The 23,592-nt window shown below is 59.2% G+C and carries 22 protein-coding genes and 3 pseudogenes; 14 read left to right on the top strand and 11 right to left on the bottom strand.

Annotated features, from left to right (window positions below):
- Positions 1–4: 4 nt before the first annotated feature.
- The 5 genes and pseudogenes from AU14_RS15180 to AU14_RS15165 all read left to right on the top strand — a co-directional run bounded on the left by AU14_RS15180 (position 5) and on the right by AU14_RS15165 (position 3,734).
- Positions 5–466, top strand: a complete 462-nt coding sequence (locus tag AU14_RS15180; protein ID WP_041342159.1) for a chemotaxis protein CheW — start codon at positions 5–7, stop codon at positions 464–466.
- Positions 467–533: 67 nt separating this feature from the next.
- Positions 534–1,050, top strand: a pseudogene (locus AU14_RS19175) (Fur family transcriptional regulator).
- Positions 1,043–1,834: a zinc ABC transporter ATP-binding protein ZnuC gene (gene znuC, locus AU14_RS15175; RefSeq protein WP_041344041.1), complete on the top strand. Its 792-nt coding sequence runs from the start codon at positions 1,043–1,045 to the stop codon at positions 1,832–1,834. The pseudogene AU14_RS19175 and the gene znuC overlap by 8 nt, the downstream one beginning before the upstream one ends.
- On the top strand, positions 1,821–2,633 hold the full coding sequence (locus tag AU14_RS15170; protein ID WP_041342156.1) for a metal ABC transporter permease: 813 nt from the start codon (positions 1,821–1,823) through the stop codon (positions 2,631–2,633). Before znuC ends, AU14_RS15170 begins: the two co-directional genes overlap by 14 nt.
- A gap of 90 nt (positions 2,634–2,723) precedes the next feature.
- Complete coding sequence (locus tag AU14_RS15165; RefSeq protein ID WP_041342154.1) at positions 2,724–3,734, top strand: PAS domain-containing protein; 1,011 nt, start codon at positions 2,724–2,726, stop codon at positions 3,732–3,734.
- Positions 3,735–3,738: 4 nt separating this feature from the next.
- Here the strand turns inward: AU14_RS15165 and AU14_RS15160 are convergent, their stop codons facing one another.
- Positions 3,739–3,987, bottom strand: a complete 249-nt coding sequence (locus AU14_RS15160) for a CDGSH iron-sulfur domain-containing protein (protein ID WP_041342151.1) — start codon at positions 3,985–3,987, stop codon at positions 3,739–3,741.
- Between the two features lie 185 nt (positions 3,988–4,172).
- On the opposite strand from AU14_RS15160, the gene arsB reads away from it, so the two are divergent.
- The 3 genes and pseudogenes from arsB to AU14_RS19170 form a co-directional block, all read left to right on the top strand.
- Positions 4,173–5,201, top strand: a complete 1,029-nt coding sequence (arsB, locus tag AU14_RS15155) for an ACR3 family arsenite efflux transporter (protein ID WP_041342148.1) — start codon at positions 4,173–4,175, stop codon at positions 5,199–5,201.
- Positions 5,202–5,243: 42 nt separating this feature from the next.
- Entirely contained in the window at positions 5,244–6,248 is a 1,005-nt protein-coding gene (locus AU14_RS15150; RefSeq protein WP_041342145.1) for an ArsJ-associated glyceraldehyde-3-phosphate dehydrogenase, read from the top strand.
- A gap of 1 nt (position 6,249) precedes the next feature.
- Positions 6,250–6,708: pseudogene (locus AU14_RS19170) on the top strand (MFS transporter); the annotation flags it as partial.
- Here the strand turns inward: AU14_RS19170 and AU14_RS22995 are convergent.
- Both AU14_RS22995 and AU14_RS19910 read right to left on the bottom strand, forming a co-directional pair.
- The gene (locus tag AU14_RS22995; RefSeq protein WP_407942860.1) at positions 6,707–7,417 is read right to left on the bottom strand and encodes an HAD-IC family P-type ATPase; all 711 of its coding nucleotides are present in this window, start codon (positions 7,415–7,417) and stop codon (positions 6,707–6,709) included. The pseudogene AU14_RS19170 and the gene AU14_RS22995 sit on opposite strands and share 2 nt — an antisense overlap.
- A 47-nt stretch (positions 7,418–7,464) precedes the next feature.
- Positions 7,465–8,238 (bottom strand): HAD-IC family P-type ATPase, encoded by a 774-nt coding sequence (locus tag AU14_RS19910; RefSeq protein ID WP_052472078.1) that lies wholly within the window; start codon positions 8,236–8,238, stop codon positions 7,465–7,467.
- 144 nt (positions 8,239–8,382) lie between these two features.
- Here AU14_RS19910 and AU14_RS23960 point away from each other — a divergent pair, with 144 nt between their 5' ends.
- Positions 8,383–9,126, top strand: a complete 744-nt coding sequence (locus tag AU14_RS23960; RefSeq protein ID WP_456237725.1) for a DUF3581 family protein — start codon at positions 8,383–8,385, stop codon at positions 9,124–9,126.
- A 54-nt stretch (positions 9,127–9,180) separates the two neighbouring features.
- Positions 9,181–9,657, top strand: a complete 477-nt coding sequence (locus tag AU14_RS15130; protein ID WP_041342141.1) for a peroxiredoxin — start codon at positions 9,181–9,183, stop codon at positions 9,655–9,657.
- 129 nt (positions 9,658–9,786) lie between these two features.
- Here the strand turns inward: AU14_RS15130 and ahpC are convergent, their stop codons facing one another.
- A complete protein-coding gene (gene ahpC / locus AU14_RS15125) occupies positions 9,787–10,350 on the bottom strand; it encodes an alkyl hydroperoxide reductase subunit C (RefSeq protein WP_041342138.1) in 564 nt (187 codons plus the stop codon).
- Positions 10,351–10,624: 274 nt separating this feature from the next.
- Between ahpC and AU14_RS15120 the strand changes: the two genes are divergently transcribed.
- Together AU14_RS15120 and AU14_RS18750 are read left to right on the top strand one after the other, a co-directional pair.
- Positions 10,625–11,803: a PQQ-dependent sugar dehydrogenase gene (locus AU14_RS15120; protein ID WP_052472077.1), complete on the top strand. Its 1,179-nt coding sequence runs from the start codon at positions 10,625–10,627 to the stop codon at positions 11,801–11,803.
- 2 nt (positions 11,804–11,805) lie between these two features.
- Positions 11,806–12,726 carry a hypothetical protein gene (locus AU14_RS18750; protein ID WP_052472076.1) on the top strand — a complete coding sequence of 307 codons (921 nt, stop codon included), beginning with the start codon at positions 11,806–11,808 and terminating at the stop codon, positions 12,724–12,726.
- Positions 12,727–12,814: 88 nt separating this feature from the next.
- Here AU14_RS18750 and AU14_RS15115 read toward each other — a convergent pair whose 3' ends face one another.
- The 6 genes and pseudogenes from AU14_RS15115 to AU14_RS15090 all read right to left on the bottom strand — a co-directional run bounded on the left by AU14_RS15115 (position 12,815) and on the right by AU14_RS15090 (position 19,704).
- Positions 12,815–14,053 carry a BCCT family transporter gene (locus tag AU14_RS15115; protein WP_236744128.1) on the bottom strand — a complete coding sequence of 413 codons (1,239 nt, stop codon included), beginning with the start codon at positions 14,051–14,053 and terminating at the stop codon, positions 12,815–12,817.
- Positions 14,054–14,291: 238 nt separating this feature from the next.
- A pseudogene (gene betA, locus AU14_RS15110) lies at positions 14,292–15,975 on the bottom strand (choline dehydrogenase).
- A 27-nt stretch (positions 15,976–16,002) separates the two neighbouring features.
- Entirely contained in the window at positions 16,003–17,472 is a 1,470-nt protein-coding gene (betB, locus tag AU14_RS15105) for a betaine-aldehyde dehydrogenase (protein WP_041342135.1), read from the bottom strand.
- Positions 17,465–18,100, bottom strand: coding sequence for a transcriptional regulator BetI (gene betI, locus AU14_RS15100; protein WP_041342132.1), 636 nt, complete (start codon positions 18,098–18,100; stop codon positions 17,465–17,467). Before betI ends, betB begins: the two co-directional genes overlap by 8 nt.
- Positions 18,101–18,242: 142 nt before the next feature.
- Positions 18,243–19,307 (bottom strand): ShlB/FhaC/HecB family hemolysin secretion/activation protein, encoded by a 1,065-nt coding sequence (locus tag AU14_RS15095; protein WP_041342129.1) that lies wholly within the window; start codon positions 19,305–19,307, stop codon positions 18,243–18,245.
- 169 nt (positions 19,308–19,476) lie between these two features.
- The gene (locus AU14_RS15090) at positions 19,477–19,704 is read right to left on the bottom strand and encodes a hypothetical protein (protein ID WP_148312760.1); all 228 of its coding nucleotides are present in this window, start codon (positions 19,702–19,704) and stop codon (positions 19,477–19,479) included.
- 191 nt (positions 19,705–19,895) lie between these two features.
- On the opposite strand from AU14_RS15090, the gene AU14_RS15085 reads away from it, so the two are divergent.
- The gene (locus AU14_RS15085) at positions 19,896–20,789 is read left to right on the top strand and encodes a FecR family protein (protein WP_041342123.1); all 894 of its coding nucleotides are present in this window, start codon (positions 19,896–19,898) and stop codon (positions 20,787–20,789) included.
- Positions 20,790–20,802: 13 nt separating this feature from the next.
- On the opposite strand, the gene AU14_RS15080 is transcribed toward AU14_RS15085, so the two are convergent.
- Positions 20,803–22,206 carry a ShlB/FhaC/HecB family hemolysin secretion/activation protein gene (locus tag AU14_RS15080; RefSeq protein WP_041342120.1) on the bottom strand — a complete coding sequence of 468 codons (1,404 nt, stop codon included), beginning with the start codon at positions 22,204–22,206 and terminating at the stop codon, positions 20,803–20,805.
- Positions 22,207–22,521: 315 nt separating this feature from the next.
- Here AU14_RS15080 and AU14_RS18745 point away from each other — a divergent pair, with 315 nt between their 5' ends.
- Positions 22,522–23,583, top strand: a complete 1,062-nt coding sequence (locus AU14_RS18745) for a FecR family protein (protein ID WP_158498328.1) — start codon at positions 22,522–22,524, stop codon at positions 23,581–23,583.
- Positions 23,584–23,592: the final 9 nt, after the last annotated feature.

The following is a 23,592-nucleotide window of genomic DNA, read 5'->3' as shown; positions in this document are numbered from 1 at the left end:
AGCAATGAACGACAACAGCCAGACACTCTCCTGCGTCATGATCCCCATGGGCAAACGGCAACTGTTACTGCCGAACGTCTCCATTGCCGAGGTGGTGGATTACGCCAGTTCCTCAGCCGGGACCGACGCACCGGAATGGCTGGCGGGCTATCTGGACTGGCGGGGACTGCAACTGCCAGTGATTTCCTACGACGCTGCCAATGGCGGCAGCCTCAGTGTTCCGGCAGCCAACAGGGGCCGCATCGTGGTGCTGAACACCATCGGCGAACATCACCAGCGGCTTCCGTTCATTGCCCTGATCACCCAGGGTATTCCGAGTCAGGCCCGCCTCACTGAAAGCCAAATCAAACAACTGGACGGCGAAGCCGGACCGGCAGATCTGATGCAGGTGGAGGTCGACGGCGACAACGCCTGGATCCCTAATCTGGAATACCTTGAAGGTCTGGCCAACGAATCTCGCTCCTGAGCCTGCTGTACCATGGCGGGGATTTTCGGAAATGTTATAATGTTTCAAATTTTTTCGGATTCCCGCTATGTCTGCCCGCGCATTGCCCTATCGCCCACACAATCACGATACCTGTGTCACTCAGGCGCTCACTGACGCCCGCACTATCTGCCAGGATCGTAACGTTCGCCTGACGCCCACACGGGAGCGGGTCCTGGAGCTTATCTGGCAATCCCACAAGCCACTGGAGCCTACGATGTCCTGGCCGAGCTGTCCGAAGACGGTCACAACGCCGCACCGCCAACGGTTTACCGGGCGCTGGATTTTCTGCAGCAGAATGGCCTGGTGCATCGCATTGCCTCGCTCAATGCCTTTATTGGCTGTACCCACGCGGGTGAACACCACACTGGTATGTTTCTGATCTGCCAGGGCTGCGGCAACGTTCTGGAAATGACCGCGCCGTCGGTTTCCGGGGCCATCAAGCCGCCGCTGAAGCCGAATCCTTCGCGCTGGATGACGTCACCCTGGAGATCGCCGGTCTCTGCCCACGCTGCCAGAGCGAACGGGGTGAAGAAGGTAAAACAGGAGCGCGGGGCAATGAGTGAATTACTGGCAACCCTGAACCAGGTCACGGTGGAATTTGACGACCGGCTGGTGGTCGATCGCGTCAATCTGACCGTGCACCGGGGCGATATCATTACCATTATTGGTCCCAACGGCGCCGGGAAAACCACCCTCATACGGGCCATACTGGGCTTGCAGAAAGCCTCCAGCGGTGAGGTCACCCTGTCGCGCAAACTGATGATCGGTTACGTCCCCCAGCAACTTGCCCTGGAATCGACCCTGCCCCTGAGCGTCAAACGGTTCATGATGCTGACTGGACGGACACTGCCGGAATGCCAGGCAGCTTTGCAGAAAACCGGCGTTGGCCACCTGCTGGATGCCTCAGTGCATCACCTGTCCGGGGGCGAAAAGCAACGCCTTTTGCTGGCCCGGGCCCTGGTCCGTAAACCTGATCTGCTGGTACTGGACGAACCGGCCCAGGGCGTCGATATCAACGGCCAAGCCGCGCTGTACGAGCTGATCCGCCAGCTTCGTGACGAACTCAACTGCGGCATCATCATGATTTCCCACGATCTGCACCTGGTCATGGCCGCCACTGACAAGGTCATCTGCCTGAACCAGCACATCTGCTGCAGTGGCCACCCGGCTGATATCTCCCACGATCCAGCCTTTATCGAAACCTTCGGCCCCCGGGTGGCGGAATCCCTCGCGGTCTACCATCACCACCACAATCACCGCCACGATCTTCACGGCGACGTGGTGGAAGGCGAGACGGGTTCGTCGGTTACCGATCATCAGGAGTGCTCCAGCCATGCCCATCATTGACGCCATACTTAACGACTTTTTCTGGCGGGCGCTGATCGGTGGCCTGGGCGTGGCCCTGGTGGCCGGGCCCCTCGGCTGTTTCGTGGTCTGGCGCCGGATGGCCTACTTCGGCGATACCCTGGCACACTCGGCCTTGCTCGGTATTGCCCTGAGTTTCCTGATCAGCGTGCCCCTGCATGTTGGCGTGGTGATGACCTGCATGGTACTGGCCATCGCTCTGGTGCTGTTTTCCCGAACCCGCGCCCTCGCCACCGACACCCTTCTGGGGATTCTTGCTCACAGCGCCCTGGCCATCGGTCTGGTCACACTCAGCTTCATGCCCGACGTCCGGGTGGACCTCACCGGCCTGTTGTTTGGCGATCTGCTGGCTATGAGCCGTGCTGACCTATTCTGGATCTATGGCGGCGCCGCCGTCATTCTGACCTTACTAGGCACCCTCTGGCATGGGCTGCTGATGAGTACCATTCACCCGGAGCTGGCCCAGGTGGAAGGCCTGCCGGTCGAGCGTCTGCGCCTGACTCTGGTGCTCATGTTCTCAGTGGTCATTGCGGTGGCGATGAAAATCGTTGGCGTGCTGCTGATTACGGCCCTGCTGATCATTCCTGCCGCTACCGCACGACGCCTGGCTCACGGCCCGGAACACATGGTTGGGCTTGCGATGGTGTTTGGCTTTATCGCGGTGACCGGGGGCCTGAGCCTGTCCTGGTACCTGGACACTCCAGCAGGCCCTTCCGCCGTAGTGACCGCATTCCTGACCTTCGTACTGGTCTATGGCACCGCCGGCAAAGCCCGAATCTGAGAGTTTCCCAGCCACCACGGACTGGTCTAAAGTGAAGGAACATCACTGAGGGAGTGTGGCATCCAACTGCCATGACTCGGGAAGACGCGCATGGACAGCACATCAACTCATCCATCGGGCTGGCACCGCCTGTGGCCAGGCCTTTGGGTGCCATTGGTCATTCTGATCGTCGGCGTGGCATCCACGGCATTCACCGCCCATCAGGAGTCACACCGCGCCCGCCAACTGGCCGAGGCTCACTATCAAGCCGAACACCAGGCCCTGGTTCATCTCTTGCTGGCCCGGGCCCCCGGGCGGGTCAGCGACGATGCTTTGGCGCAGCGAGCAACCCGGGATTGGCTACAAGCCGTATTCAGCAATGCGCTGCCGCCCAGCCTTGGTGTCCGGGTAGATACCTTGGCCAGACACACCAAGCGCCCGCTGTTTCAGATTCGAACCCAAGGCCCCATTGATCCCACCCTGGCTCTGCGTACCGAAGTCAGCTCGGAGAATTTCAGCTGGATGCTGACCACGGTGCCAGCCCGGGCATTGCTAGAGCACGCCTCCGACAACGCACTCAGAAACGTCTGGATGGCTGGCGGCTGCCTGACCCTGGTGGCAACCGTGCTGGCATTGGTTCAGTGCCGCCGATTGCACACCAAGGCGAAACAACTCTGGGAAATGGAGCTTCGGGAAGCGGGCTTCGACCAGCAAGTCAACAATCTACAGGTCGAGAAAACCATCCTGCGCCGGGCTCTTGATGACAGTGAGCAACGCAGCCGAGATCTGGTGGCACTGTCCGGAGCGATCATTGGTGAACTCGACGAAACCGGCCACATTGGTTTTATTTCGCCGCAACTCGCTGATTTGCTGGAACGGGCACCGGCCGATCTCGCCGGCCAACCCTTTGAAAAACTGATGGTTGCTAACTGCCGAGAGAATTTTAGACGGGCATTGAGCGCCGCCCGCGCCGACCAATCCATCGAACGCATTGATGTGCCGCTGCGTCATGGCGACGGTGAGAGCACCGTCGAGGTCACGCTACGGATCCTGGCACTGACCGATCCGGTGCATGGCCTGAGCGGCTTTCGCCTCAGCGCCGTGCCCCACCCCTGGCATTAATGCCCTAAGTCAGGGTCTTGTGGGTGCCATCGCACAAAGGCGCTGAACCGGTCTGTTTGCAACCGCAGAACCAGACCCACTCCTTTTTTTCCGCGGTGAATTTTACCGGGCTGAATCCAGTGCCCTTGTGGGACCCATCGCAAAACGGCTGACTTTGGCTTCGGCCACAGGCGCACCACAGATAGTTTTTGCCCGCCTCAACCAGCACGGAATAGGGTGTCTCGCTGGCAACCAGCGCCTTGTCATCACTCATAACACCTCCGGTAACAAACTTTCCCTCAGGTAGAGGCAGTATAGACAATTACCCCAAGGCACTTGCCTGACCACTCATTGCCGGTTATTGTATATTCACTTTTTAGCATATGCTGATTTAAGGATATACATGAGTGCTGGAGTAAATAACCAGAAAACCCGCCCAAACCATACGGATGGCGCGTAATGGGTCTGTTTGAACGTTACCTCAGTGTCTGGGTCGCCCTGGCCATTCTCCTGGGCATGACCACCGGCAGCCTGTTCCCGGGCGGGTTCGAAGTCATAGCCAGCCTGACCTACGCACACGTTAATCTGGTCGTCGCCGTGTTCATCTGGGCGATGATCTACCCGATGATGGTCCAGGTCGACTTTTCGGCGATTCGACAGGTAGGCCGCGAGCCGCGCGGGCTGGTACTGACACTGGTGGTGAACTGGCTGATCAAACCCTTCACCATGGCCGCCCTCGGCTGGTTGTTCTTCAAGGTGTTGTTCGCGGGAATGATTGATCCGGCCACCGCCACCGAATACATCGCCGGGATGATTCTGCTTGGGGTCGCACCCTGCACCGCCATGGTGTTCGTTTGGAGTCAGCTGACCCGAGGCAACGCTGCCTATACCCTGGTACAGGTGTCGGTGAACGACATCATCATGATCTTTGCGTTTGCGCCGATTGCCGCGTTGCTCCTGGGCCTGTCCTCCATCACCGTACCCTGGCAGACGCTGTTACTGTCAGTCCTGCTGTACGTGGTAGCGCCCCTGATTGCCGGCGTCCTGACCCGTCGCTATCTTCTAAGGCAGGGCAAGCAGCGGCTGGAAAACTGGCTTCACCACAGCAAACCGACCACCGTGCTCGGGTTGCTGGCGACCGTGGCCCTGCTGTTCGGGCTTCAGGCCGAGCGCATCCTCGACAACCCGGTCGCGATTGGGCTGATCGCGATACCTCTGCTGATCCAGAGCTACGGCATTTTCGTCATCGCCTATCTGGCCGCCCGAAAACTGAAGCTGCCGCACAACATTGCGGCGCCAGCCGGGCTGATCGGTACTTCAAACTTTTTTGAACTGGCGGTGGCCGTCGCCATCAGCCTGTTTGGACTGACCTCGGGCGCGGCCCTGGCGACCGTGGTCGGCGTTCTGGTGGAGGTTCCGGTTATGTTATCGCTGGTGGCCCTCGCTAACCGGACCCGACACTGGTTTCCACAGCCAACCTCATCCTGACAAACCAAAAACCCTGGCCCAGGGCGATAGGAGGCACTGAACATGAGCACCATCAAAGTAGGTATTAACGGCTTTGGCCGAATTGGCAGGCTGGCGTTGCGTGCCGCCTGGGACTGGCCAGACGTTGAGTTTGTTGCCATTAACGACCCGGGCGCGGATGCCGGAACACTGGCCCACCTGCTCACCTTCGACAGTATCCACGGGCGCTGGAATCGGGATGCCGGCGTCGACGGTACTCATATCGTGATCGACGAACGCCGTATCCGGGTGACCCACAACCGCACCATCGCCGAGACCGACTGGTCCGCTTGTGACGTGGTCATCGAAGCCAGTGGTGTGATGAAGAAGGTCGATGTTCTGCAGGATTACCTGGACCAGGGCGTCAAACGGGTGGTGGTTACGGCTCCGGTGAAAGAGGCCGGTGCCAAGAACCTGGTACTGGGGGTGAACGATCACCTGTTCGACCCGGCCACCGACCGGATCGTCACCGCGGCGTCCTGCACCACCAACTGTCTGGCTCCGGTGGTCAAGGTGATCCATGAAAAACTGGGTATCAAGCACGGCTCCATCACCACTATCCATAGCCTGACCAACACCCAGACCATCATCGACGCCCCGCACAAAGACCTGCGCCGGGCCAGGGCCTGCGGCAGCTCCCTGATTCCGACCACCACCGGCTCGGCCACCGCGATCATCGAGATCTTTCCGGAGCTGAAGGGCCGGCTGGACGGGCACGCGGTCCGTGTCCCCCTCACCAACGCCTCCCTGACCGACTGCGTATTTGAAGTCGACACGCCGACGGACCGGGACACCGTAAACCAATTGCTGAAAGAAGCCGCCGAGGGCGAACTGGACGGGATCCTTGGCTACGAGGAACGGCCGCTGGTGTCCATCGACTACCAGACCGATCCCCGCTCCTCGATCATCGATGCGCTGTCGACCATGGTGGTCAACGACACCCAGGTCAAAATCTACGCCTGGTACGACAACGAATGGGGTTATGCCAACCGCACCGCCGAATTGATGCGCAGGGTGGGCACTGCCTGACATGACTGCCGCCATCCGACAGTATCTGGTCATTACCGGGAATTACTGGACCTTTACCCTGACCGACGGCGCCCTGAGGATGCTGGTGGTGCTGCATTTCCACCAGCTCGGGTACTCGTCGCTGGAAATTGCCCTGCTCTTTGTCTTCTACGAATTCTTCGGAGTGGTCACCAATCTGCTCGGCGGCTATCTGGGCGCGCGCATGGGGCTCAATCGCACCATGAATCTGGGCCTGTTGCTGCAGATCGTGGCGCTGGCCATGCTGGCCGTGCCAGCCGCCGCCTTGACAGTACCCTGGGTCATGGCCGCCCAGGCGCTATCCGGCATTGCCAAGGACCTGAACAAGATGTCGGCCAAGAGCGGCATCAAGCTGCTGGTCTCGGATGCCGAGCAGGGCAAGCTCTATCGCTGGGTGGCGCTCCTGACCGGCTCCAAGAACACCCTCAAGGGCGTGGGTTTCACCGGCCGCGCCGCCAGCGCCAGCACCCGCTGGCCGGATGCGGCAATGGCGCCAATCTGCTCCTGCCACCAGGCTGATTCAATGGCGCCTGGGCCTGCGTTTCAGAGCGCTGGACCGCACACAGCTCCATAACCACCTCGGGCGCGCCCTTCACCAAAACGAGGGCCTGATTCTGATGGTTGTGGTTCAGTGTCGCCATGTAGCGATAGCTGGTATCGAATGGAATGGCGTCGGTTCTGGGCCAGTGTCCCTGCAAGTCGCCGGCATCCAGCCCAGCCCGGGCCGAAAACGACAATAGTGCGCCCTCCATCGGGTCCCCTTCCACCCGCCAGCGGCCATCCTCGCGCTTGAGTTCGGCGTCGTTGCACAGACCCGCAACCTGCGCCATCTCGGTCAGTACCTCACAACGGTCAGGCTCGATAACCCGATCCCCGTCCAATACCGCCCCATCCGGGCCATAGCCCTCGCCCTCGATGGTGAATGATCGTTCTGCGGTGATCACTGTCACCACACTCATCTCATTACGAGTCAGGGTGCCGGTCTTGTCGGAGCAGATCACCGAGACCGCACCGAGGGTTTCGATCGCCGGCAGCCGGCGGACAATGGCATTGCGGCTGGCCATGGTCTGGACGCCCACGGCCAGGGTGATGGTCAGCACGGCCGGCAGACCTTCGGGAATGGCCGCCACCGACAAGCCGACAACGGCCATCAAGAGGGCGCCGAAATCGTAGGCCAGCCGCCAGTGACCATAGGCCATCAGGCCGCTGCCATCAGCAGGATGAACAAGGTCAGCCAGCGCGCGAACTGACGCATTTGCGCGACCAGCGGAGTGGTCAACTGCTCGACACCCGCCAGCAGGCCCTGGATTCGGCCAAGTTCCGTATTCTGCCCGGTAGCCACTACCAGGCCCGAGGCCTGGCCCGCGGTAACAGCCGTGCCACTGAACGCCATGCAGCTGCGGTCGCCAAGGGCCTGGCCGACCGGAACCGGCTCGGTCTGTTTCTCCACGGGCATCGACTCGCCGGTGAGCAACGCTTCCTGTATGAACAGATTGTGGGCTTTCAGCAGGCGAAGATCGGCCGGGACCTTGTCGCCCGCCTCCAGCAGCACGATGTCACCGGGCACCAGCTGATCGCCGGCGATGGTCAGGCGATGGCCGTCACGCACCACGGTGGCGCGCAGGGCCAGAATGCTCCGGATCGCCTGTATAGCCTTCTCCGCCTTGCCCTCCTGAATCTCGCCGATCACGGCGTTGGCTAACACCACCGCGAGAATGACACCGGTATCCAGCAGGTGACCGAGGGTTGTGGTAATCACCGCCGCACCTAGCAGCACGTAGATCAGCACGTTGTTGAACTGGCGCAGAAACCGGGCAATGCGCCCGGGCCGATGCGGTTCCGGCAGGCCGTTCATCCCATATTGGTGCAGGCGCCGGTCAGCTTCGGCAGCGGTCAATCCAGCCGGGCTGACGTCGAACTCGGCCAGGACCTGCTGCTGTGGTAATTCGTGCCAGGGACAGGTCGGCCGCACTCCCACCTCCTTGTTTGCGTTGACTACTAAGCCTTCACTTTAGGACGAATAGCGCATGTTGGTATTGATTGGACTCAACTATCATTACGGGTAGACAGCGGGCTCCTTTGACACATCCCACTCCGCGAACAGTATAGGCAGCACATGTTTCTAGATCGTTTTCATTCGATACAGCAAGGACGTATCCACATCACCGCGCTTCAGGCCAGCCGTTTTGCCAAAGAGATTGCCGGTGATTTCAATCCGATTCACGACCCCGACGCCCGCCGGTTCTGCGTGCCCGGTGACCTGCTGTTTGCGGTCGTGGTTTCGCATTTCGGTCTCTCTGCCAACATGACCTTCCAGTTCAAAAGCCTGCTGGGCGACGGTGTAGCGCTGGAATTCCGGGAACCCGAGGAAGGCCGCATCGAGCTTTGCGACGCCAACGGCAAGGTCTATCTGGAGGTCACTCGCAGCGGCGCGAGCACCCGAGATGAAACCACGATCGAGAACTTCACCCGCTGCTACGTCTCAGCCTCCGGCAAGAATTTCCCGCATACACTTCAGCCACTGATGGAATCGAATGGGGTCATGTTCAATCCCGATCGTCCCATGGTGATGTACGAAAGCATGAGCCTGGCGCTGGATCGCTGGATGCCAGCGAGCCGGAACTGGAACTGCACGACGCGCAACTCGCCGCCAACGGCAAGCGTGGCAATGTCACCCTGGAGTACCGGCTACTGTCCGATCACAAACCGGTCGGCCAGGTTGCCAAGCGCCTGGTGCTCGGTGGCCTGCGACCCTATTGCCCAGACGCCATGGCCGGCGTACTGGAAGAGTTTTACCGGCTCAAAGCCCGCGGCGTGGATTACGGCAGCAACCTGTAAGCCATACCAAAGCTGCGAGTAATGACAGCAAACCATTCAATAACACTCTCATCAACACCATCAGCGGAGCACGCATATGGCGATTCAGGCAGGCGAACGGTTACCCAACATTGAGCTGCAGGTGATGGGCAGCAACGGCCCGGAGAAAGTACAGACCGGCGACCTGTTTGCCGGCAAGAGAGTGGTGCTGTTTGCGGTGCCCGGAGCCTTTACCCCAACCTGCTCCGCCGCGCACCTGCCCGGCTTTGTGGTCGATGCCGATAAACTGAAGGCCAAGGGCGTCGATAGCATTATCTGCACCTCGGTCAACGACACCTTCGTGATGGATGCCTGGGGCAAGGCCCATAACGCCGAGCAGATCGTCATGCTCGCCGATGGCCTGGCTGAGTTCGCCAAGGCAGTTGGTCTGACCCAGGATCGGACCGCAAGCCAGATGGGCATTCGCAGCCAGCGCTACGCCATGATCGTGAACGATGGCGTGGTTGAAGTGCTGAACATCGATGAAAAGGGCCTGGAAACCACCAGCTCGGAAGCCATTCTGGCTGCACTGTAACGGCTGCTCCGTCTTTTCCGTCGGTACTTCCTTCCGTTCAGACGCAAAAAACCCCGGTCAAACCGGGGTTTTTCAATCGCGGGCCTGCAACGCAGGCCCTGATCTGTGGTTTCACCTGAGCAGGGAACCTTAGATCTTGCCGACCAGGTCCAGTGACGGAGTCAGCGTCTCTTCGCCTTCTTTCCACTTCGCAGGGCAAACTTCACCCGGGTGGTTACGCACGTACTGGGCGGCCTTCACTTTACGCATCAGGTCGTCAGCGTCACGGCCGATACCTTCAGCAGTGATTTCCATCGCCTGGATGACGCCATCCGGATCGATCAGGAAAGTGGCACGGTCGGCCAGGCCCTGACCTTCGCGCATTACGCCGAAGTTGTTGGTGATGGAACCGTTCTGGTCGCCAACCATGTAGTAGTTGATCTTGCCGATGGTGTCGGAGCTGCTGTGCCACGCTTTGTGGGTGAAGTGGGTGTCAGTAGACACGGAGAACACTTCAACGCCCAGCTTCTGCAGTTCTTCGTACTTGTCGGCAACGTCGCCCAGCTCGGTCGGGCATACGAAGGTGAAGTCGGCCGGGTAGAAGAAGAAGATCGCCCACTTGCCTTTCACGTCGGCTTCGCTGATGTCGACGAACTCGCCCTGTTTGAAGGCAGTTGCGTTAAACGGCTTAATTTCGCTGTTGATAATGCCCATTAAAGAACACTCCTCATTAGTGGATTCAAGGTTCTATTGGATAACGGCGCCCAGAGTACGAGACCAGCGCGTCCGGATAAAATTAATAATTCCCAACCCAAAGATAGGCATTGCCTATTTTTAGTGGAGGAACAACAGAGCCTCCAGACAAAAAGCGGCCAAACCGGGAATTCAGGCGGCTGCCACCAAGTCTATGGAGACGAAAATACTAACTTCAACATGTGACGGAATGACGATGGGCTAAACTTAACGCTCTGCCGAGAGGAACCGGGCTATGCGACCAGGCCTTCTTCTACTCCTCTGCCTGTTACTCACCGCCTGCGGCGGTTCAGGCGGTAACTCTGATAACACCGTTGTTGGCCTGCTGGAGCGGCCCAGCAATAGCACCTGCCTGGCCTTTGAGGGCTCGGGCGAGGTACAGCTGACCGCTGTTGCACCGTCCCTGACGTTTACCGCCCCGCTACTGATGCTGCCCCACCCTGACCTTGCGGGTATTTTCTACGTTGTTGAGCAGGGTGGCACCGTGTTCCGGGTCAATCTCGCCAACGACACCCGCACCGAACTGGTGGACCTGACCGATTTCTACCCGCTCAGCGACTGCCCGGAATGCGGCTTGTTGGGCATGGCGTTCGATCCGGCCTTTGCTACGAACGGCTATCTGTACTTGTCATTTACTCAGGGTCCCGGCGTCACCTCCTACGTCGCCCGCTTTGAATCCACCGACAACGGCCTGAGTCTGCGTGGCGACGGAGCCGGCGGTCTCGACCGGACCAACGTGATGGAACAGTCGCAACCTTTCAGCAATCACAACGGCGGCCACATTGCCTTCGGCCCGGACGGTCTGCTGTACGTGGGCCTGGGCGACGGCGGTTCCGGCAACGACCCCGGCAACCGGGCCCAGGATCTGTCGACCCGGCTGGGCAAGATGCTTCGCTACAACGCCGATGGCAGCCCGGCCAGCAACGGCGTCTCTGGCTCGGTCCCGGAAATTTACGCCTACGGCCTGCGCAACCCCTGGCGCTGGAGCTTTGATCGCAGCACCGGTGCACTCTGGGCCGGCGATGTTGGCCAGAGTGCTTTTGAAGAAATCGACCTCATCACTCAGGGCGGCAACTACGGCTGGCGCTGCTACGAGGGATTTGAGCGCACCAGCAACAGTTGCAGTGCGTCAGGCCCGTTCATCGACCCGGTACACGCCTATGGCCGCTCAGACGGCATCTCCGTCACCGGCGGCTTCGTCTACCGGGGCAGCAACATACCGGCGTTGCAAGGCGCCTACCTGTTCTCGGATTACGGTTCTGGCACGCTCTGGCCCTGGAGCGCCAGTCCGATGACAGTTACCAGCGCCGAACCCTGCTGGAGACGGGCCGCAATGTCGCCTCCTTTGGCCAGGACAACCAGGGCGAACTGTATCTGGTCACCACAACCGGGCTGTTCCGGATCGATCCGGTAACGGTGGATACCGAGTTGCCGCAACAGCTATCGGCCACCGGCTGCGTGAAGGCCAATGCGCCCTGGCAACCGGCTGACGGGCTCATCCCCTATCGCCCGATCGAAGCCTTCTGGTCCGATGGCGCCGAGAAAACCCGATATCTGGCCTTGCCCGACAACACCAGCATCAGCATCGATAACCAGGGCGATTTTCAGCTGCCTCGGGGCTCGGTCCTGGTCAAACACTTCGCCTTGGGACAGAGCCTGGTGGAAACCCGCCTGTACCTTCACGGCGCCGACGGCAGCTGGTCTGGTTACAGCTACCAATGGGACGACGCCGGCACCGATGCCCAACTGGTCAGCGGCGGCCAAGACGTGGATGTGGGAGGCCAGCTCTGGCATTACCCCTCGGCCGGCGAATGCAACCAGTGCCACACCTCAGCAGCCAGCTTCAGTCTTGGCCTGGAAACGGATCAGCTCAACAGCCAATTCACTTATCCGCAGACCGGCATCAGTGCCAACCAGCTCGACACCCTGGCCGCCATCGGCGTCTTCGAGACACCGGCAACGTCGGCCCAGCGCAGCCGGCGCCTGAGCCAGAGCTCCGACACCAGCGCCACCCTCGAGGACCGGGCCCGCAGCTACCTGCACAGCAATTGCAGTCACTGCCACCGGCCGGGCGGCACCAGCCAGAGCACCATGGATTTACGGGCCACCACGCCACTGAGCGCCACCGCGACCTGCGGCGTGGAGCCTGCCAACGGAGATCTCGGCCGCACTGGCGCACGCCTGGTGCAGCCCGGGGACGCCGACAACTCGCTGCTGCACCTGAGAATGGTGGTCACGGACAGCAATCGCATGCCGCCGATCAGTTCCCTGCAGGTGGATAACCGGGGCGCCGAGTTGGTGGCGGACTGGATCAACCAGTTGCCCGGCTGCGATTGAGCCCGCCCGTGCACAGAGACCATGCTCAGAGATATCCCAGGCATAAAAAAAGCAGGCTGGCCCCAACGGCCAGCCTGCTTTCTTAACATCATGAACAACGCCTGAACGGATCAGTTGGCGAGTTCGACCTTATTGTAATCCAGGATGTTTTCTTCTGGTGAGCTCTTGATGGCCGCCACTTCGCTGCGTTTTGTCGCCACAATGTAGCGAAACAGCCGAAGTACAGGGCGATCACCAGCGCGCCGACCCACTGAATCCGCAGGAAGTCGAGCTGGAACAGCATGGTCAGGCCAATCATCGCCACCAGATTGAACAGCACGTAGTTGAACCGACCCAGACGCTCGGCCGTCAGGTTCAGGTTATCGGTGTACAGCCGGATCAGCGAATCCAGCGAGTTCACCACCATCAGAACACCCACGGTGATCATCGCGAGATTGGTAATCGCCGCCACCTGCAGGCCTTCGTCGTGGTAATGGAAGAGTACCGAGAACCACACCCCGATGGCGATGGACGGCACCACCAGCATGGCAATCAGCAACTGCCAGGTTTTAATACCACTGACAAAGCGAGCGGTGAACTGGCCAATCATGATGCTCCAGGCGAACCACCAGAACAGGTAGAACTCGTGGTAGTCGTTAATCGGCAACACGAAATGGTGAATATTGGTGAAGTATTCACCCAACATACCCACGGTTCCCAGGAAATCCCCCGGCGACCCGTCGCCCAGGGCGAAGGCCCGCACCCACATGCCGGCAATCAGGGCAATGAACAGCACGCTGGAGCTCAGACTCAGAATCCGCACGTACTTGATCTTCGAGCTGGAATAGACCGCCAGCCCGATGGAGGCAAACACAATGGCGTAGAACGTGGGCACCACCGATTCACCGTCACCGATCTGCGGCAGGTACCAGGGCAGGTTCACCAGCAGCAGGTAGGCGGTAAAGGCACAGGTACCGATAATCACCACGTTATTAACCACTTTCACCAGCGGAATCTCGAAGAACTTCACCCGCGGTTCGATGATCGCAAAGTAGAAGCAGGTCAGGAAATAAAAGCCCCAGATCAAAAAGGCCCAAAAGCCAAACTCAATAGCCAACGGATTGGCGAAGCCGTATTCCGGGTTTTCCGAAACGTTGCCGTAGCCGCCGAACTCGGTCAGCGGAAACATGATCAGACCCACATCCAGACCGGAGGTGAACAGGATCGCAATGAAGGTGAGCGTGCGAACCGGCGTCACGCCGATGCACTCCATGTCCCACCACTTGTACAGAATCAGCGCGATGGCCGCGAAGGTGAAGATAAGACCGGTTGATAACCAGAGTGTCATAACGGCCTCCGTTTTCGGTTGTTGTTAATCGTGAACAGCATGGGTGTTCCTCCTCTACTTTGAAGCTGTTGCTCATTCGAATCGGACACAAACCCCCGCGTTACTTTTAAACGGGCCAGGACTTGCCTATCTGGCGCCCAGAAAACGACTGGCACAGTCGTCGCGCTGATAGGGAAATCCTGATGGTTTGCAAAACCCCGGAGGCATTGCACCTCCGGGTGGGAGCGCGCGGGCCGCGCTAGCTTAGAGCCCGCTTTGCGGCTCCCGGGCGCTGGCGGTCCTGCCACTGGTCATCCATAACGACAGGCGCGTCAGACGGTTGCAGGGGCTCCCTGCCCCGAATCAGGTCGGCTGCCCGCTCGGCCACCATGATGGTGGGGCCGTTCAGGTTGCCGTTGGGTATGGTCGGGAAAATGGACGAATCCACCACCCGCAGGTTCTTGATGCCGCGTACCCGGGTGTCCGGATCGACCACCGCACGCTCGTCCGTGCCCATCTTGCAGGTGCACGAGGTGATAGGCGCTTTCCACCGCCTGCCGGACAAAGGCATCGATTTCTTCGTCGCTCTGTACCTCGGCTCCGGGCTGAATCTCCGGGCCGCGGTACTCGTCCATGGCCGGTTGGTTGATGATCTCACGGGTCAGGCGCACACAGTCCCGGAAACCTTCCCGGTCGGCCTCGTGCTCCAGGTAATTGAACCGGATACGTGGGGCCTGTTTCGGATCCGACGACTGCACGTGCACAAAGCCACGGCTCTTCGGCTTGTTGTGGCCGATGTGCAGCTGGAAGCCATCACCGGAAAACGCTTCCTTGCCGTCGTAGCGCATGGCTGCCGGCAGGAAATGGTACTGCAGGTCCGGCCACTCGACACCGGCCTTGGAGCGGATAAAGCCGCAGGACTCGAAGTGGTTGGTTGCGCCCAGACCGTCTTTCTTCAGGATCCAGCGCAGGCCGATTTTCAGCTTGTTCCACCAGTCCAGCTTGCCATTGAGCGACACCGGCTTGTTACAACGGAACTGGAAGTAGAATTCCAGGTGATCCTGCAGGTTCTCACCCACGCCCGGCAGCTCGTGCTTGACCTCAATGCCGGCCGATTCCAACACCTCGCGCTGGCCGATACCGGACAACTGCAGCAGGTGGGGCGAGCCGATGGAGCCGGCGGACAGAATCACTTCCTCCACCGCTTTCGCCTCGTGCACCTTGCCGCCCTGCTCGTAGCGCACACCGGTGGCGGTTTTGCCGTCGAGCAGCACCTGATGCACCAGGGCGTGGGTGACCACGGTCAGGTTCGGGCGATCCATGGCCGGGCGCAGATAAGCGTTGGCTGTGGACCAGCGACGGCCGTTTTTCACGGTCATGTGCATGGCCCCGAAACCTTCCTGCTGGGCGCCGTTGTAATCCTTGGTCGGGAAATAACCGGCATCGACACCGGCATCCACGAACGCCTGATACAGAGGGTTCTGCATGTTGTTGCCGTTGTTGACCCCGAGCGGCCCCGTGCCACCGCGGTAGTCGTCGGCACCAAAGGCCCAGGTTTCGGCTTTCTTGAAGTACGGCAACACCTGCCGGTAGTTCCAGCCCTCGGCGCCTTCCGATTCCCACTCGTCAAAGTCGCGGGCGTGGCCGCGCACATAGACCATGCCGTTGATCGAGGACGAGCCACCCAGCACCTTGCCCCGGGGGCAGTGCATGCGGCGGTTGTCCAGGAACGGCTCAGGCTCGGTTTCGAACTGCCAGGCGAATTTCTTGGTGTTCATCGGAATCGACAACGCGGTCGGCATCTGGATAAAGATGCTCTTGTCGCTGCCGCCGGTTTCCAGCAGCAGCACCTTATGCCGGGCGTCCTCGGTGAGTCGGTTCGCAAGTACGCAACCAGCGGATCCGGCGCCCACAATGATGTAGTCGTATCGGTTTTCTGTCATGCAATTGCTCCCGGTTAGGTCACTGGCTTAAAACGGCGCATCCAGGTCTTTCATGCCCACATACACCGACTTGATCTGGGTGTAGTGGTCAAGGGTGACCTTGCCGTTTTCACGGCCAATGCCGGAGAGTTTGTAGCCGCCCACCGGCATTTCCGCCGGGGACTCGCCGTAGCTGTTGATCCAGCAGATACCGGCATGAATCTGGTGAATCACCCGGTGGGCACGGCGGATATCGCTGGTGAACACGCCAGCCGCCAGACCGGTGTCGGTGCCGTTGGCGCGGGCGATCACCTCGTCCTCGTCGGAGAAGGTCAGCACTGACATCACCGGGCCGAAGATTTCCTCCCGCACAATGGTCATGTCGTCGGTGCAGTCGGTAAAGATGGTGGGCTCAACAAAGTAGCCACCTTTGGAATCGTCCGGTGCAAAAGCACGGCCGCCGTGGCTCAGAGTTGCGCCCTCGGACAAGCCCTTGGCGATGTAGTCCAACACCAGGTCGCGGTGCTTCTCGGAAATCAGGGCACCGAAGTTGGTGTCCGGATTCATCGGATCACCCGGCTTGATGTTCTTGCGGGTGCGCTCCAGCAGACGATCCATGAACCGCTCATAGACGTTTTCGTGGACGAACACCCGGGTGCCGTTGGTGCAGATTTCGCCCTGGGTGTAGAAATTGCCCACCATGGCGGCGGAGATGGCGTTCTCCAGATCGGCGTCGTCAAAGATGATCAGCGGCGACTTGCCACCCAACTCCATGGTGACGTCCTTCAAAGTGGAGGAGGCCGCTTCCATGACTTTCTTGCCGGTACCCACTTCGCCGGTGAACGACACCTTGGCGATGGCCGGATCGTGGGTCAGCCAGGCGCCCACCTCGGCTGCGCCCTGCACCACGTTGAAGACGCCCGCCGGAACACCGGCTTCGGTAAAGATTTCCGCCAGCTTGATCGCGCCCATCGGTGTCTCTTCCGACGGTTTGAAAATCATCGCGTTGCCACAGGCCAGCGCCGGTGCCGATTTCCAGCAGGCGATCTGGATCGGGTAGTTCCAGGCACCAATACCCGCGCAGATGCCCAGCGGCTCGCGGCGGGTGTAGTAGAAATCTCCACCCAGGTCCTGCTGGTTGCCTTCAATGGACGGCGCCAGGCCGGCAAAGAATTCGATGGCATCGGTGCCGGTAACCACGTCCACGGCTTCCGCTTCCTGCCAGGGCTTGCCGGTATCCCGCACTTCGCAGGCCGCCAGTTCATCGTTGCGCTCGCGCAACAGCGCTACTGCTTTCAACAGGATGCGGCTGCGCTCCATGGCAGTCATCGCCGACCACTCGGCAAAACCGGCCCGGGCACTCTCGATGGCTGCCTGTTGCACGGCTTCATCGGCCACTTCTACCTCGTAGATAACCTCGCCAGTGGCCGGATAAACCACGGGGAATGTCTCACCGCTGCTGTTAGCGAGAAAGCGTCCGTGTACATAATTCTGAAAACGGGGGACCGAGTTAGCCATAGGACTTATAACCTCCAGGTGCAGATGTTGAATTCGTTGTGTTGGCTTGCGACAAGGCGTCCTGAACAAAACGCTTACACAGCTTCTCGCCAGCCTGAAAACTCTCTTCCGGCTCCACGCTCATCGCACTGCGGAGCCAGAAACCATCAATCAAGGCGGCCGTCTGCCGGGCCGCCGCCGTTGCCGCGTCTGGACTCAGCACCTGGGCAAAGGAAAAGCGCAGGTTGCTGTACAGCCGGGCGTTGTTGATCTGTTGCAGCCGCTTGAGACCGGGCTCGTGCATGGATCTTGCCCAAAAACTGAGCCAGGTCTTGGCGGCCAGCGCCGAACGCTGGAAATCCGAAAAATTCGACTCGATGATGCAGGCCAGACGCTGATCCGGAGAGCCGTCGGTCTTCGCCATCCGCTCCCGCAGCTCTTTACCGAGCTGATCCAGCAGATACCGAAGTGCCGCCTCAATCAGCCCCTGCTTACCGCCGAAGTAATGGCTGATGATGCCCGAGGACATGCCAGCACGTTTGCTGATGCTGACGATGGTGGTGTTCTGCAGGCCCAGTTCCGCAATCGAGTGCATGGTGGCCTCGATCAGCTGCTGCTTTCGGGTGTCCTTCATTCCGACTTTCGGCATGGCGGCTCCGCTGCTTCCATCCAGACAATGGTTATCTATCCGCTCAATTTTTTATTAATTGAACGTTCAATTAAAATAAAGCGTACAGAAAAGAGAACGAGGTTTCAAACCGGGCAGGTTTAGAGGCTTTGGAAGCTAGGGTTCAGAAACTGAGAGTGAGACGGCCGGTGAAGCGACCATCCTCGTCGGTGATGGCGGAGTTGGTGGTAAGTGGTTTGCCAAATTCCAGGTAGCCGGACAGAGGGTCGGCGGTGAAGCGGAAACCCAGGCCTGCGGCGGCGCCGGAAATCTGGGAACTGGTCTGGATCTGATAGGCCGTTGCCAGGCCGTAGTAGACATAAGGTGTCACTTGCGCCGGCAGCCCCCAGGGACGGGCAACCCGACGACGCAACTCGAGTTCGGTGCCGGCACCCCGGTCGCCCGAGAAGGCACCAGGTTCGTAGGCTCGGGCGAACTGGCTACCGCCGATGTAAAACCTTTGGGACCCAGGCAAGTCATCCTCAGTGTACTGACCCTCAATGAGCACCTTTAACGACAGGCCTGCTGGCAGGGCGCGCCAGTAAGTGTAGTCAGCACGGGCAATCTGAAACGACACGTCGATAATGTCGCCGGCCTCTGAGCCGCGCCGGTGCGCGCCCAGCGCGTCAAATCCGAAGCGACCGGTCAACCTGAACCGAGAGGCCGTGGAAGCCGCCCTGGCCAGGCGTCGATAACCGAGCTCGCTCATTCGAAGCTGCTCATCAAGCTCCCGATCAGCTTGCTCAGTGCGGGTAAATTCCCTTGCCTCCAGGCCTGCGAACACTTCTGATTCTGTGTTCTGAGTTCGCGCCAAGGCATATTCCCACTCGCCTTCATATTGTTGGAAGCGATAGACGGTCTCCGAGCCACTGCCCTCATCCTTGAGCAGACCTCGGCCGACTTTTGCCTCCAGGGACAGGCTGCTTTTCTCCGAGACAGCAGCCTCGAGGTCCGCGCCCCCAACCCTATAAGCGTTGGATTCCAGAGTGTGTAAAGCGGAAACACCCACCGACCGCAGGTATTTATTTGGATTGGCCAAGGTGATGCGACCAAACACCAGATGTCTGCCGAATTTCCGGTTCCCTTCCGCGCTGTAGGTCAGGGCCCCGCGCACCTGCGAGCTGGACACCAGCGTCAGTTGATAACGCCCTTCACTATCCGGCTCCGGTTCCAGCTCTGCTTCAAACACCAGGCCGTGGGCCCCTTCGATACGTCGAAGCGAGCTTCTAATGAGCGCCGGTGAGATAGGTTGGCGTTGCTGTAACGGCTCGAGGGCCGAGCGAACAGCCCGACGCTTGCCACATCGACCCCGACAATCTCGATACTGGCGAGGGCGGGTTCAACCACGGAAACGATGATTACGCCCGGAAAATCGGGATAGCGCTGGCGGACACCCCAGGTTCCAGAAAACCATTCTCCAGATACAGCGACCGGGTTTGTTCCGTTACTAACGCTCTGGTCTCTGCATTCCAGGTACGACCCACGCTAGAGCGAGAGACAGCGCCGAGGCGATCCGGACCGAAGACCGTGACACCCTCGAACACGACTGCACCAACGGTCGTGTCGGCGCGAGTTTCGGCGCTCAACAGGCTCGAAAAACCAGCGATCTGTACAAACAGTATAAAAATTACTACAAAATTCCGCACCGCTGGGGCCGCTCTCCGACTATGTTGAAACGCTAGGATAGTTGTTTTGTATCGGCCGTGCTGTAATGAGCTGTAATCAAATGCAAAAAAACGCTCGAGGGTTGAAAGCTCACGGGTTGAAAGGAGTCTGAATGATGGTAGGCACACACACTGGGAAAGGCTATTCCCTTAACGCATATGCCTACCTCTTGGCGGCCCTCCTTTTGCTGGTAACGGCAACTACGGTGGCTGAGCCCGCGCCCGTGACCGTCGAATCCATGGCCGGGACTGTGGAGTACCGGCAGAGCGACACGACGCCGTGGGCTCGCGCCAGTGCCGGCATCTGGCTTGCGATGCCGGTCGAAATCAAGACCGGTCCGGACGCAAAGGCACGAATCACTCAGTCCGGAACCTCTCTGGATATCGGACCCAGTACTCGACTTACCCTGAGCAGCAACGAAAACACGTCCGACAGCTTGATGTCCCGGGTTAAGCACTGGCTGGGCACTGTCTTTTATGAGGTTGAGCGTCAGCCCGACACCTTCCAGGTGGAAACACCGTTCCTGGTATCGACGGTTAAGGGCACCCAGTTCACCATTGCAACAACCGAAACGTCCTCATTAGTCACCCTGAATGAAGGCAGCCTGGAGGTCAGGGACTTGCAGTCGGGAGACCTGCGTCTGCTTGAACCCGGCGATATTGCCGGCGTTACCTCAAGCCAACCCGGTATTCGGTCGCTGCAACAAGCCCCGAATGCGATCAGTCCCGAAGCGCAAACCGAGGCACTGAATCTCGCATTGCCGGCGAGCGATGTGGAAACCGACACCCTGCTCGACGAGGCGGTCGCCGGTAATGAAGTGGTTGCGGATCAAGGCGATGAAATCATTGCAGAGCAGGAACTGGGTCGCGATGGAAGCTCGAATCCAGACCAGGACCTCGGGGGTGATGACGACCTTGGGGGTGATGACGACCTTGGGGATGATGACGACCTTGGGGATGATGACGACTTTGGGATTGACGATGACCAGAGTGCCGACGACAGTTAGCACCCGATAAGTTTCAGAAATACAGGGTAAATCGTCCGTTCAGTCGTGCCTCCTCGTTGCGATACCTGGAGCCGACTGTCAGCGGTTTGCCGTACTCAACAAAGCCGGCAAAGCCGTCACCCGCCACCCTCAGACCTAGCCCTGCGGCGGCCGCGGAATCGCGGTCGCTGGTATCGTTTTTATGAATCACCGCAATGCCGTAATAGACGAATGGCGTCAGTCGGCTCGGAAACCAGCGAAACCCGGAAAATCCGCGCCGAAGTTCAAAGTTGCCCCCGTAACCACTGTCACCGGAGAATTCACCGGGCTCGTAAGCGCGGGCAAAGCGGCTGCCACCAATGGTAAACCGCTGGGATGACGGCAATTCATCCGGCGAATACTGGCCCTCCACATCGACCCGCATTGAGAACCCTGCAGGAAGCCCCTGCCATAGGGTGTAGTCTGCGCGCGCAATGTAAAAACTCGGCTCTATGCTGTCACCGGCCTGGGTGCCTATACGGCGAGCTCCCCAGTCGTTGAAGCCAAAACGACTACTCAGATCCGCCCGCTGCGCCCGGCTGGTTCCCGGCACCAGCGTCCTCAGTCCAATGTCAGCCATCCGCAGCTGCTCGTCCAGTTCGCGGACACCTGCCTGAGTCTGGGTGAAATCACGTAACACCAGGCCGGTATAGAGCTCGGTATCCTGCTCCGCCTCAGGGGTCAGGGCGTGAGCCCATTCGGACTCGGTCTGCCGGAACCGGTAAACCGTGTCCGGACTTCCGTTCTCTGAATCGAGGATAGCCCGGCCTACCTTGGTGGCAAAAGACAGGCTGTTGCGGCGGCTAACGCCGAGCTCGAGATTAGCTCCAGCGACACGGTAAGCATCCGATTCCAGGGAATGAAGGCCATTAACACCAAGTTTTCTAACGTGGGATATGGGGTTGGCGACGGCCAGCTGCGCTAACACAAGGTGCCTGTCCAGGCGCCGATCACCCTCGGAGGTGTAGGTCAGCGCGCCACCCAGTTTCGGGCGGACGGTTACGGCGACAAGGTACTCGGCATTGCCACCCGGAAGCGGTTTGAGCTCAGTCTCAAGATCGATTTTTTGCAACCTTTCTACCGATCGAACCGTGTTATCAATAAGAACGTGGGACATCGGCTGTCGCTGCTCCAGCGGTGCAAACGAGCTTTGCACGGTTCGGCTTTGCCGACCGGAGCTATTGATGACCTCAATGCGACTGATCTTCGGTTCCGCAACGGTTATTCGAATGATGCTGGGTGAAGAAGCATGAGGCCGAACCGTCACTGCAGGCTCCAGAAAACCGCTATCCACATACAAAGCGCGAGTTCTGGCTACCAAATCGGATTGCGTGTCGGGCGCAAGGGTGCGACCGATAACCGGCTGATAAACCGACCAGAGCTGGTCCGGATTGAACACAGTCACGCCTTCAAAGATGACTGCACCAATGACAGGCTCGATCTTCGTAGCTGCGGTTACGCCGGTAGAAAGAGAGGCATGTACAAAAAGTATACAAATGAGAACATATAATCGCACACCAACGCCCATTCGTTGTCTATTTTAATAACGTAGGCTAGTGCATTTGACACGATTCGTTGTAACAAATTGTGCCAGGACGGACACAATACTCAGCACTCTCAAGGGCTGGGTTTTGAGGGAGCAAACAAGATGATGGTTTTTATTCGTAAGCTTGCAAAAGTATCGAGTACATCGCTTCTATTTGTAGTATTTACAATGACTTTTATATCTCAAGCCGTGGCTGAAAACGCCACGGTGGAGGCCGTCACAGGCAATCTTCAGTTCCGATACGACGGCAATGAAAGTTGGCAGAGCGCTGAACCGGGAGCAACGTTGGCAATTCCCGTGGAATTCCAGACCGGACCCGGTGCCAGCGCTCGTGTTTCCGAGTCTGGCACTTCGTTCGATATCAGCGCCAATAGCCGGCTTGCGTTGTCCGGCGACGGCGAAAAATCTGATGGCATGGTGACAAGGGTAAAACAATGGCTAGGCACCGTGTTTTACGACGTTGAGCGCCAACCGGATACGTTTAAAGTTCAGACCCCATACCTGGTTGCGACGGTGAAAGGAACTCAGTTCACCATTGTCACCACCGACACTTCTTCCTTCGTCACACTCAAGGAGGGCAGTCTTGAAGTGGTGGATCTGAACACCGGCGACACCCGCCTGCTGAAACCGGGTGACATCGCCGGAGTGACCACCGAACAGACTGGAATCGATTGGCTACAGCAAACACCGGATGCTCTTAGTCCAGCCAAACAGAAACTGGCACTGGACCTCGCCACTGCCGATAGCACATTCAATCTGGAAGACTACCCCGCGGACGCCGTACTTAGCATGCTTGGCAGTGATCTCTCTACCAACATTGCGCTAAATCTGGACGCCGACTTGGGCGACAGTATCGGAGCAGATGTCGGTGCCGAGCTCGGCAGTGAAATCGGCGTGGATGTCGGTGTCGAAGTGGGTGCCGATGTAGGCGTGGACATCATTGCCGATTTGGGAGGGGATGTTGGCATCGATGTCGGTGCAGATTTGGGCGATGATCTTGGTCTGGATATCGGTGTCGACCTGGGTGATGATCTTGGCGTCGATTTAATCGCGGACCTCGGTGACGACCTGGGCGCAGACATAGGCGCCGACATCGGGGACGACTTGGGCGTCGATATTGGCGCGGATGTCGGCGATGATCTGGGCGTCGACGTCGATATTGATCTGGACGATGGACTGGGGCTCAACGTCGGGCTGGGCGGTGACGAAGGAATAGGAATAGGCATCTAGCCTTCCTCA

Origin of the sequence: Marinobacter similis, assembly GCF_000830985.1 — a bacterium.
Classification (GTDB): domain Bacteria; phylum Pseudomonadota; class Gammaproteobacteria; order Pseudomonadales; family Oleiphilaceae; genus Marinobacter; species Marinobacter similis.
Note: the sequence above shows the minus strand (reverse complement) of the source record. Positions and strands in the feature narration are given on the sequence as shown.